Genomic DNA, 12,236 nt, shown 5'->3' on the forward strand with positions numbered 1-12,236 from the left:
GTTCTTTCCTTTAGGTTAAAATGTAATCTTCACATCTGATAAATCTACTTCTTCCTCTTCACTCGATGTTTCTTCTATTTCTGCAGCTGGTTCCTTCTTCCATAAGAACAGCATAACTCCGGTAATGAGTGACCCGATAAGTAATGCCACACAAAAAAGAAGTGGATGTGTCATCGCAGGTACAATAAACATTCCTCCTGATGGAACCGGAGATCCTACCCCCCACATCATAGAGAACCCTCCTCCGACGGCTGCTCCAATAGTGCAGGAAGCAACAACTCTTACAATATCTACTGCTGCAATCGGGATAACGCCTTCTGTAATCATGCATATTCCCATCGGTAGAGCTATTTTGATGTTATCTTCTTCCGATTTTGTATATCGTTTCTTCTGAAATAATTTAGAAAGTCCCCAAGAAATGGCTACACCAAATGGGGGAACCATTGATGCCAATATTTTCACAGCTTCTGGCTCGTATATGCCCTCTAATAGCAAACCATCCGCAAACAAGGAAGCTACTTTATTAACAGGTCCGCCAAAATCAAATGCTGCCATTCCCCCTAATATTGCTCCAAAAACAAATCTCATCGATCCCTGCATACTTGTTAGAAAAGAAGTTAGCCCTTCTGTTGCCCATACAATCGGAAGGCCAAGCACAAAAAACATAAGTAATCCGATAACCAAACTCGATATTAAAGGAATAATCATCATTGGCATTAAGCCTTCTGCCCACTTTGGTACTTTTAAATTTTTTCTTAAAAATAAAACAAAGTAACCAACAATAAAACCACCTAGCATCCCACCCAAAAAACCTGCTCCAATGGCATTTGCGATCAATCCCATTAATAGCCCTGGAGCAATACCTGGACGATCTGCTATCGAATATGCTATCGCTCCTGAAATAACAGGAGCTAATAACCCCATTCCAAGTACTCCTAACGAAACAAGTGCTGAGGGAATATCAAAGGAAGCTTTATAATCTTCAATGACCGAACCACCTGTAAGATTCCCAATTGCAATTAAAAGTCCTGATGCCACAACAAGTGGCAACATATAACTAATGGCTGTTAAAGCATGCTTTTTTACTTGCATTTTCTTCAACATCTAGTAGACCCCCTCACTGTTTATTTAGCTCAGCGTCAATCTTTTGGTAAAGCTGTTTCGATGCCTTTATAGCAATATGTGTAGGTATCTCCACAATTTTCTTCCCAGCAAAACGTTCTTTTCCACTAACCTTGATATCTGCAGCAATTATGACCAAATCAGCTTCCTCTATTTCCTTAGTTGTTAACTCATCCTCAATCCCAATAGTTCCTTGTGTCTCGATTCGAACTTTATGTCCCAGCTCTTGACCCGCTTTAATCAATTTTTCTTTCGCAATATACGTATGAGCAATACCAGATGTACAAGCTGAAATCCCCACAATATTCATCATGATTCCCTCCAAATTGGTAAGTTTTTAACAACATTCCCTTTAATCGTTTTTCGTTAATAGCTTTAAAAATTCTTTCTTTGTCTGCAGTGTTTGGAACTTACTAATTGTTTCTTCATCTGCTAATAAGACAGCCACCTTTTGTAATAATTTAATATGGATAGTGGTTTTATCTGTGTCTTTAACTGCAAATAAGATAATAATATTGATAGGATTTCCATCAAGCGATTCCCATTCTACAAATGATTTGGTTCTTCCAATTGCAATGGATGTCTTTCGTACATGCTTTGATTTACCATGGGGGATAGCTACCCCCTTTTCCAATCCAGTAATACCTTCTTCTTCTCGATACATCACATCCTTTATAAATCCTTCTTTATTCGATATACAACCGTTTTCATATAAGAGGTCGGTTAACTCATTCAGTACTTCTTCCTTTGTAGTTCCTTGTAAATTTAACTCGATAAGATCTTCTGTTACAACCTTATGAAAATCTAATTCTTCTATTTTCATGTCCACTTTAAACTCTCCTACCTTTCTATTTTTCACCGATAATACTCTGCTGATTGTAGTAGTCCTTAATAAATTGATCTATCTTAAACTTATCCTTTTGATTTAAAATAGGACTCACAAGAATAGTAGGCTTATCAATGATACTATGTGTTTTCACAGTAGAAATAACTAATTCTACATCTTCATAATCTGTCTGTTTTATTCGTTGCTGGGCAATTATTTTCTTTATGTGGATATCAGGAAAAGTTCTTCTTATTTTTTCACTTAATAAATGCGAAGTGCCAATTCCACTTGTACATTCAATTAATATAGGAATCTGATTAGCAAAATGATCATCATACGAAATTTGAAAATACAAAGTAATATAGCCAATTTCTTCATCGGTTATATACTTTTCATAATGTCCTTCTTCTACTAACTGTTGAATGCTAGTCTTTACTAAGCCAAATATATTGGAGAAATTGGTTACTATGGATTTTATGATTGGATTAACTATATAGATTCGATGGCTTAATCGATATAACATTGCATGCATATGCAATGTTAGCCTTTCTAATAATTCATCATCTGTATCGAAGCGATATCCGCTATTTTCTGTCACTCTTGCTATTAACCTCTTTGTTAAAAGAACAACCTGATCATTTTGATATGGCTCAGTACCTTGGTTTAATAAAAATCGTGAATTAAGTTTATACGCTTTCAAAATATAATAAAGAGAATAAATATCATATTGTTTTAACGAAAGAGAAAACTGATTTTCGATTTCCTCAATCATATCTTTACAAATACAATAAATAGCGGAATTGCCATCTATTTCTTCGTACACTACTTCTTCTTCATTTAATGAAAGCCTATTATTATGTTTTTCTATTATCGAAAGAAGAGAGCAGAATAAGGTTAAATAATAGGGCTGATCTAAGCTTAGATCATGCTTCACTTGGATATCATGCAGCAGCCTCTTAATTTTTATTAAATGATTATTTTTCACTTTTACTTTTTTGATAGAATCAGGAATATCATATTGACTAAAAGGGTCTCCCATTTGAATTAAGTAATTCTCAATAATTACGGCCATCAAACGATAAATAGATAGTTTATCTCCCTTAATAAAGGTTCCTTCCTTTGTCCTTAATAGTCTTAAATGGTAGGCCCTTAATTCTTTTTCAATATGTTTAAAATCATTGAGAATAGAGCTCTGACTTACGATGTACTTTTCCGATATTTTTTGAATGGAGGTCTTACCGGGTGCAATGGCTAAAAGATATAATAGTAAATTCAAACGTCGTTCGTCAGGATAATCAAATATAATCGTTTCCGTTTCTAAAGGTTCTTTATGGTTCTGGAAGTAATAACCGAAGTTTTCTTTTTTTATTATCCTAAACGGCATTGAATTCGAATCAACTATTTGTTGGATATCTCTATATATTGTCTTCTTAGAAACTTTAAGTGATTGTGCTAACTCTGCAGCTGTCACATACCGTTTCTCCCTTCGTAAGATAGTAAGAATCATCTGATGACGCTCATTTATGACTTGACTCACAAAATCCTTCACCTCTTTTCTTCTTTCTATGGTAATATCTTATCCGACTGAAAGCGGATACACAATTACAAAATAATGCTGATTGTTATGTCCCTATTAAAGTAAGCACTCCTTATTTCTGATTTTTCGGTTGCGTTAAGAACTTGGAATTTTACAATAAAAGCTTTTTCCTTTCTTTTTGAAATAGCCGTCATAAAGACAAAAAAAGCACAATAGCTGTCCTATTGCACTTTTCTTCTTTGTCTATTATTCTCTTTATAATAAGTAAGTTACCACTAACAATATCGTTCCAACGATAAAGCAATAATAAGCAAAATATTTTAAATTACCTTTTTCCATTATCCCCATTAGCCATTTCATCGAGAAATAGGTAAAAATAAGGGCTGTGATAAAAGCAATGAAATAAGGCCATGCCAACGTTTTTATATCTGGGCTGTTAACCATATCCGTTACTCCAAGAATAGCTCCTCCAACACTTACTGGAATATAAAGCATAAAGGAAAATCGCAGTGCCGTACTTTGTTTCATCCCCAATGCAATGGACGCTATAACAGTGGAACCTGAGCGGCTGATACCTGGTATAAGTGCAATCACTTGAGCACACCCAACAATTAGAGCATCTCGCCAAGATAAATCCCCATCTCTTTTTACACCACGCATATTTCGAATGATCCATAAAGCCATACCTGTAATTAGTAGTGTAATGGAAACAGTATAAAAAGAGGTGAAATAATCAGCAATATAATCGCCAAACAGTACGCCGATCACACCAGCTGGAATGGTTCCAATAATAACATACAGGGAGAATCGAAAATCAGCTCGATACCTTTCCTTTCGCGTTTTTAGATACAAAAAGCTATGTGTTATTAATTGCTTGATATCCTTTCGGTAAATGAAGACAATCGCAATTAATGAAGCTGTATTTGTAATAATCTCGAACGATAAGCCTCTCTGTTCAATTCCTAGGAGCCTTTGGCCAATAATTAAATGGCCACTTGAGGAAATTGGAATCGGCTCGGTAATACCTTGGATGGCTCCTAAAATAAAGTACTTTACCATTACTAAAAAATCATGCAAATCCACTACTTAACCTCCAACTTATCTACTTTTTTCCTAGTATACTGGAAAGTGAGATGGAAATATAGGGGATCAATTTGTTCTATCTCTTATTCTACTAAAATGTAATCGTTTTAAAACCTTTTATATTCGGAAAACAGATATTTTTTTAGATAAAATCTACTTTACATCTGACTTCGTAAAAAAAGCATAAGGCTCTCCCCTTATGCTCTTACTTTAATATTTTAAAATCATAAGAATAAATAGAAGTTCCTTTTACGGATGATAAGATGTCATCTAATCCTGCAATTTTTTTCTCTTCTACCTTCTCACCATTTTCCAAAGAGTAGCTCTCCAGATAATACTTCTCTTTTTGCGAATCGTCATATCTTAATGCAAATAAATAATCCCCTGCAAAATATACTTCTTCATTATGACGAGCTCCGTTCTGCGGAAAATCCTCCAGCAGGAATTTATTCTGTTCTTTTCCATCTTTACTTACCGCAACAACTTCTCCTAATCCGTTAACATAGAAAAAAACATCCCGCCATAAATAAGCTGCATTTTTAGAATTCATGGAATCAGCTGCAGGATCATTGGCAACATATCCTGAATTTAACTCCACTTTTGTTTGTTCCAACGTTACCTTATTAAGGAGAAATAAAACAGTATTTTGGCTCTTATCTTTAGTTATCTCTGAGAGTAAAACATAATAATGGAGTTCGTCACTTAAGATAGGAGCCAATGCTGAATACTCATATCCTTTTTCCATTTCCAAACCCTTAATGTCATTTATTTCTAATTGGTTATTTTCCAAAGACGCTTTCCTTAAGACATATTCCTTTTCTTCTTCATCATTGGTCAAAATGAGAATTTCATCCTTAGTGGAACCCGAAGCCATTATAGAATAAGGGATATTTCCTCCTTTAAACCCTTTATGATTTCCCCAATAAATATGGGATATAACCCTTTCTTTATCATTACCAGAACGATAAATAGAGAAAAAGACATCCTGTTTCTCCAAATAGCCTGTTCGTTCTCCGTTTTGTTGGTATTTCAGATCGATTACAGCATTCTTTTCTCCAATCAACCTTATAGTATTTTTATCCTCTAGCAACAGCTGATGGTTATTTAGCGCCATGCTTCCAAATTCTAAACCACCCATTTGAAAACCACTCGCTCTTCCTTTATCATCAATAAAAACAGCGTAACTAATTCCTTCATTATTCCTATCTTGATTAGTTGTTGTGGAGAAATAGACAACTGCCTCTTTATCATGTAGAAAACCTGGCTGATTAAGCTCTTCCATCGTAAGGTTATTTTCTGAATGGCCAATTTTAGTAGTGACAGTAATCATTAGAACGATAATTAGAAATAGAGCTATACCAAATTTCGTTTTCATACTATCCTCCTAAAGTAAAAAGGCGGTATGCTAATAGTGCAAACTCGCCTTATAATCACTGATTTCCCACTATGAAATTAACGAATCTCTGAAACTATCTGTGGCATATAACCACTGAACGAAAATATAAGGAGGCAGCAATAATTTTCTCTCTTGGTGTTCGGATAACAACTCAGCAATCGCAATGGTAGATTCCACGCCTCCATGCAATGATAAAAAATAATTCAGCTTTTTCATCACCTTAATTAACTTATCCAATGTCTCTTTATCTTTTCTTAACAGTTTATATGATATCCCTAAATCTGATTTTATTCCAAGCTGCTTTTGATGAACTTCTATTTCTTGATATTGATTATCGGCAAGCTGATCAAGTTGCACAAAGATTTCATTTTCGGCATCCAACTTATAAACACCATTATGAGGTATTCCTGTCACAACATCTGGATTTAATTTAATAATTAGAGGAGAGATATCATTAATAAACTCTGGTTCAAACTTATCAAACACCTCAAACAATACTTGAGCAAGCGTATTTTTATGAAAAAGTGAATTTATTGTGTTCAATTTTTCTTTTTGATGTTTTTCAATCGAACAAGCAACGATATGAGAAGTTGATGGCTGTAAATAATCACGATTCATTTGATCTTGATAAGTTACAAATATCCGTTGCATCAACTGATTATTCATCTCCACCATTTACAATTCACTCCGTGGTTACCTTAATAATACTCAACGGACCAGGTTGTGCCTCAGCCTCTGCAAATGCTTTATCTAAATTAGTCCCTAAAGTTAAGATTACAAGAGCGAGAATAGCGAAAACTACTTTTTTCAATATAAACAACTCCTTTTCATAAAGTTTTATTACTATTACTTTAACGCAAAGGAATTGTTTAGTGAAAGCAGTAAAATTCTATTAAATTTTCTAGTATTTAAATAGTTTTTTTCTTTAACTATTTAACAAACTAGCTATCATGATGGTATTTCTTTATTAGTTTTCGTAATCAATTGCTTTCATTAATAGATCAGCTGCCTTTTTATAGGCCTTTTTTTCATAAAAATGACTTCCAAGTTCTTTCGTAATTCTTCGAATTAATGCACCTTGATTTAATTGCATAGCTGTATCAAGAAGTTTCTGCATTCCCTTTTCATAAGAACTTTCATTTCCCTGCAACTTTTTCACCGAAAACTTTATGATATTAAGTAGAATATAATCATACTTTAACCGGTGTTTTTCTGAAATGAAAATTGCCTTTTCTAAATATTTATCTACTAGAACCCAATCCTTTAACTCTATATAAATCTCTACTAATCTTTTTAAAGGATAAACATTTTGTTGTTCTGAAGAATGATTTTCAAATATCTCTATGCTTTTTAAATAATAGGTAACAGCCCCCTGATAATCTCTTTTCCTTTCAAAGATTCTCCCCATGTTATGTTGAATCATAGCAATATAATTTACAAACTTCTCACTCTCTTTATCCTCCACTATAATCGCTTCCGCCTTTTTCAAGCAATCCATCGAAGTATCTAATTCATTATTCAATTGATATTGTACTCCAAGAGTAATTAATACAGTAATAATGTATTTTTTCTCTCCATATTTTTTAAAAATTTCATAAGCCTTTTGTGAATAATAAAGACTTACTTCCTGATTATCATATGTTCTTTGTTTAACCAAGCTGAGATTATAATATAGTTTCGCTGCATCTAAATTATCTCGATCAATTAGTAAGCTTTCTGCTTTTGAATAATAGTGATTTGCACGCTCAAAATCTTGGAAGTAATAAAAGTAGTTACCACATGCTAAAAAATAGTAAAAATATTCTCCCTCTAATCCATCACTTATTTCTCCAGAAATAAACCTTTTAGATAAATTAAAAATACTCCTAGCCTGCTCTATTTCTCCTTTGGCCGTATAATATCTCAACAGAACACCATAAAGGTGCAGATTAATTTTAGTAGAATTTAATTCATATGTCTGAACAAGCAGATAAGAAAGATCTTCATCCGATATTTTTTCGCTTTGCTTATAGTTTTCTACAATCTGTAATATCTTTTCATCTCTATTCGGACTACTCAATTCTGTTAAATCATAACCCAGTCTTTTGGACACTTTTCTTAAAAATTCTGCAGATGGATTGATTTGCCCATTTTCAATCCGGCTTAAATAAGTGATAGAACAAATCCCTTCCGTTAATTCCTTTTGCGTCAGCTGTTTATGGATACGTAGTTGCCTTATTCTTTCACCAACCATTATTTCTCCCTTCTCTCTTGTTATTTCCATTTCTCCGTATTGATATTACAATTATAGCGCTAATGTACCATTTATTAGAAAATATATGAGAAAATTCACCAATTTTTTTCAAATAACAGGAGTACTTCGACATATTTTTCATCAATAGAAAAAAACAATAAAAAACTTGGCCTTAGATAAATAGGCCAAGCTCTCTTTATTTACTTATCGTTTTTTAATATTGCTCATAATAAATCCACTCTTCGGCAATGTTGGCATCTCACTTAAGTCATAATGTAAATCTTGATTTGGTACATCATAGTCCATTTTCGTTGCGAGAGTTCGCAAAACAACCTTCATTAATTCGACTGTAACTCCTTCTCCGGGACATCGATGTCCTTTTGCTGGATCTCCTCCGCCATGGGGAATAAAATCATACAATCCTCCTTGCCAATTTTCAAATCGACTTGGATTAAATTGATTTGGGTTTTCCCATAAACGTGCATCATGATTAGTCCCATAAATATCTAATAAGACTAAAGTTCCTTCTTTAAATTCTTGGTTCTTCCACATAAAATTAGTTCGAACACGAGCTCCAAGAAAAGGGCCAAACGGATAATATCGCCTTACTTCATGGACAAACATATCGAGATGTCGGTCATCAGCTGTGCGAAGCTTTTCTCTTTCTTCTTTATATTCATGGAAAGCTAAAGCAGAAAATGTAATGAAAGTGGCAATCGCAACGATTGGTCTTAACACATTTATTAACTCAATTGCCGCCATTTCCGGATCAAGCCTTGCTCCATCGATTTTCTTATAAAAAGCCATTTCATGTAAGGCAGTTCCTTGTTCTGTTTCCAGTTTACCCTCACGAACTACTTCGATCACTTGTTTAATCCACCGCTCAGCTCGATTACGAGCTATTCTGCCTTTCCAGTGCTCAGGGCCCAAGGTGCCAAATGCGTACACCATCGCAATAAAATCATCAGCACGCTCTGATATTTCTTCTTCCGCGAGAGGTACTCCTGCCCATTGACAGGCAACTTTACATAAAATATTCTTTATTTCATCAAATAAAACAATTTGATCCCGTTGTTCCCACTGTTTTATTGCTTCTTCCAAATAGACTGTTGTAAGATTCGCCAGCTTTTGTTGATGTTCAGGAGTCAATAAGGACATAAATAGAAGTTTTCTGTGAAGATGTTTTTCATCATCCATCGTTTGAACAGCATTCTTTCCAAATAATGATTGCTGAATCCGATTAGGGGCTGCACCATTGCGCTGAAATTTCTCAGAGTCGTAGAAAATCTTTACAGCCTCTTCACCTTTTATACATATCACATTTTGCCCTAATAAACGCACTGTGAATATATCAGAATTAAATTTATCCATTCTGTTATTAATAAAAAGATATCCTTCCTTTAATAAGGAAATGGTTTTATCTAATCCTTTTTCTGAAGGTACGTTTGAATTGGTCGGCATCTCTGACTCTCCTTTCTAAACTGCATCATCACTCACAGAGGAAAAACAAGTATTCTGCTTCTTATTACTTTGATTTTTTACTTTTAGCCAAAAGGATAAATCCAATACTGACGGCAGCTGCAGCTGTAAGAATAGGATGCTTGCTTATTTTTACGTACATACTTTGAGAACGAATCCATCCCTGATTAGTTCCTCTTTCATGTAAACCATATCCTGGCTGATATAAATTACTGTCTTCACGGCTGTTAGATGGTTGATCTTTATATTGAGTGGGTGGAATCCATTTCTCCATTAACCTGTCTGTAAATCTTGGTAATAATGTACCTAGTAGATTTAATAGTTTTGCTTGAGAACCAACATACATATCTCTCTTCGGATTTTCTGCCGCATATAATATTGCCTCTGCTACAGCATCAGGAGGATAAATCATTCCTTTATGAGTGGGCTGCTTATCCAAATAACTTCTAGCATGTTCAGCATATGGCGTATCTATTCTTCCAGGATGAATCAAAGTAATAGATACAGGAATTTGTTCCTTTTCCGCTTCCATTCGAATGCTTTCCGTCCAGCCATGGACAGCGAATTTCGAAGGTGCATATGTCGACTGGATAAGTGTTCCTCTATCCCCGAACAGGCTCCCTATATTAATTAGAGCACCAGCATTCCCTCGCTCTTTGAAATGGTTAATCGCAATCCTTGTACCGTAGACAACACCCCAATAGTTAGTATCATGCATTCGTTTCATGTCCTCAATGCTTACATCCATGGCATATCCGTATATCGTCACTCCTGCATTATTAACCCAAGTATCAAATCCCCCGAATGTTTCTAGCGCCGTATCGGCAATTTTTTTTACTTCTTGTTCTTTTCCCACATCAGCCTTTACATAAACGACGGAAGCTCCTTGTTCTTTTAACTCAGCAGTCAGTTTTTCTAAGGCATTCTCATTTCGTGCTGCTAGCACAAGCTTTGCACCTTTAGCAGCAGCCATTCTCGCTGTGACAAGCCCAATCCCACTAGAAGCTCCTGTAATTACAATGACTTGTTCATTGATTTCCTTTAATGTCCACTTGCCCGTTGAATCATCTTGTTTCTGAAACTTTCTATCTTTTAATTCCTTTAAGCTCTCTAAATGAAGTACTTTCTTATTGTATTCTCTTTCCTTGCTGCTCATCATCATACCTCCCATATAATAGTAATAAGCTTAGTATTTAGTAATTCAGCAATAATAATCAGAAAAAGAATGGAAGTGACATATAGAAGATATACCCGTAAAAGCAATAAAAAAAGAATGAAAAATATCCCAAAAAGGATACTTTCATTCTTTAGATTACTTTTTAGCTCATGGCTTCAGATAATATTTTTTTTCCTTTTTTCAGATGCACAAGGAGAGCTAGCATTGGAAAAGCTATCGCCAAAAGCAAGGCTGTATCCGGACTGAATTGATAATAACTATAGCTTCCGATCCATGATCCAAAAGCTCCTCCTAAGAAGAAAATGGTCATATATAACCCATTTAATCTATTTCGAATGGTCGGGTTTAAGCTAAAAATTACCTTTTGACCTAACAGCATATTTCCTGATACACCGATATCTAGTATAATCCCAGAGATTACAATAAGTGCAATACTTAAGATAGAATGATCTTTTACAAAAAATAAAAGAAAAATCGAAACAACTACTAGAACCATTGATACATTCGTCATCGAGTAAATATATCCCTTATCTCCTAACTTTCCAATATATGGGGTTAACAATGCACCCGCAATGGCAACAAAGCCAAATAGGGCAATTTCGTTATTAGTAAAATGCAGGGACTCGGATCTTAATAAGATGGGCAAAACTGTCCAATACAAACTAAAGGTAGCAAAGATACAAGCATGGTAAAATGCCCTTTGTTGAAGAGGCTGCGTTTCTTTTAGGACACTTAACATCGAGCGCAATAAAGCAGGATACGTTATGCCAAGATTAGATTCTAATCCAAAATCCGGTAAAAATTTTAATAATAATAGCAAAATAGTAACTAATATAAGGCAAGAAAAAAGAAAGACCATCCGCCAGCCAAGCCAGTCAGTAACGGCGATTGAAAATGGTCGCGCCACCATAATTCCAATAAAAAGCCCACTCATTACTTTACCGATATAATTCCCAGCTTGTTCTTTAGGAACAATCTTCATCGTTAATGGCACTAACATTTGAGCAGCACTTGCTCCAATCCCGATGAATGTAACAACAAATAAAAAGATCATGCCATTTGTCGAAAATAAAGCACCAATTAAAGAAAGAATGGTTAGCCCTATTAACAAGACAATGATTCGTTTACTTTTATAAAGATCCGCAAGGGGCACTAAGAAAAACAAACCAGCACCATATCCAATTTGCGTTAAAGTCGTTAACAGCCCAGAGATATTTGAAGCAATATGTAAATCAGCAGAAATAAATTGAATAATCGGTTGGGTATAATATATATTAGCTACTACAGCTCCACAGCTTACCGCCAATAAAAAAATGAGAAAATTTGTTTTCGTGTTCATTATCAACACTCCTTTCACCAACCAAGATGATATATAATTATAAC

General features: G+C 34.7%; 12 protein-coding genes. All 12 read right to left on the reverse strand.

Annotation, left to right across the window (positions count from 1 at the left end; genetic code table 11):
* Positions 1–15: 15 nt before the first annotated feature.
* The 12 genes from NSQ89_RS18290 to NSQ89_RS18345 all read right to left on the reverse strand — a co-directional run bounded on the left by NSQ89_RS18290 (position 16) and on the right by NSQ89_RS18345 (position 12,192).
* Entirely contained in the window at positions 16–1,101 is a 1,086-nt protein-coding gene (locus tag NSQ89_RS18290; protein ID WP_172859467.1) for a PTS fructose transporter subunit IIC, read from the reverse strand.
* A gap of 16 nt (positions 1,102–1,117) precedes the next feature.
* On the reverse strand, positions 1,118–1,432 hold the full coding sequence (locus tag NSQ89_RS18295; protein WP_341133174.1) for a PTS fructose transporter subunit IIB: 315 nt from the start codon (positions 1,430–1,432) through the stop codon (positions 1,118–1,120).
* Between the two features lie 42 nt (positions 1,433–1,474).
* Entirely contained in the window at positions 1,475–1,945 is a 471-nt protein-coding gene (locus tag NSQ89_RS18300; RefSeq protein WP_172859466.1) for a PTS sugar transporter subunit IIA, read from the reverse strand.
* Between the two features lie 25 nt (positions 1,946–1,970).
* Positions 1,971–3,485 carry a BglG family transcription antiterminator gene (locus NSQ89_RS18305; protein ID WP_341133004.1) on the reverse strand — a complete coding sequence of 505 codons (1,515 nt, stop codon included), beginning with the start codon at positions 3,483–3,485 and terminating at the stop codon, positions 1,971–1,973.
* Between the two features lie 255 nt (positions 3,486–3,740).
* Positions 3,741–4,544, reverse strand: a complete 804-nt coding sequence (locus NSQ89_RS18310; RefSeq protein ID WP_412759313.1) for an undecaprenyl-diphosphate phosphatase — start codon at positions 4,542–4,544, stop codon at positions 3,741–3,743.
* 229 nt (positions 4,545–4,773) lie between these two features.
* Positions 4,774–5,943, reverse strand: a complete 1,170-nt coding sequence (locus NSQ89_RS18315) for a hypothetical protein (RefSeq protein WP_328283179.1) — start codon at positions 5,941–5,943, stop codon at positions 4,774–4,776.
* Between the two features lie 69 nt (positions 5,944–6,012).
* Positions 6,013–6,639 (reverse strand): hypothetical protein, encoded by a 627-nt coding sequence (locus NSQ89_RS18320; protein WP_163186497.1) that lies wholly within the window; start codon positions 6,637–6,639, stop codon positions 6,013–6,015.
* Positions 6,640–6,646: 7 nt separating this feature from the next.
* Entirely contained in the window at positions 6,647–6,775 is a 129-nt protein-coding gene (locus NSQ89_RS18325; protein WP_268876242.1) for a hypothetical protein, read from the reverse strand.
* 156 nt (positions 6,776–6,931) lie between these two features.
* On the reverse strand, positions 6,932–8,227 hold the full coding sequence (locus NSQ89_RS18330; RefSeq protein WP_163186499.1) for a helix-turn-helix domain-containing protein: 1,296 nt from the start codon (positions 8,225–8,227) through the stop codon (positions 6,932–6,934).
* Between the two features lie 174 nt (positions 8,228–8,401).
* Complete coding sequence (locus NSQ89_RS18335) at positions 8,402–9,658, reverse strand: cytochrome P450 (RefSeq protein ID WP_172859461.1); 1,257 nt, start codon at positions 9,656–9,658, stop codon at positions 8,402–8,404.
* A 64-nt stretch (positions 9,659–9,722) separates the two neighbouring features.
* A complete protein-coding gene (locus NSQ89_RS18340; protein WP_172859460.1) occupies positions 9,723–10,832 on the reverse strand; it encodes an SDR family oxidoreductase in 1,110 nt (369 codons plus the stop codon).
* A 163-nt stretch (positions 10,833–10,995) separates the two neighbouring features.
* Positions 10,996–12,192 (reverse strand): MFS transporter, encoded by a 1,197-nt coding sequence (locus NSQ89_RS18345; protein ID WP_341133005.1) that lies wholly within the window; start codon positions 12,190–12,192, stop codon positions 10,996–10,998.
* Positions 12,193–12,236: the final 44 nt, after the last annotated feature.

Source organism: Niallia sp. FSL R7-0648 (assembly GCF_038007005.1).
Taxonomy (GTDB): Bacteria; Bacillota; Bacilli; order Bacillales; family Cytobacillaceae; genus Niallia; species Niallia circulans.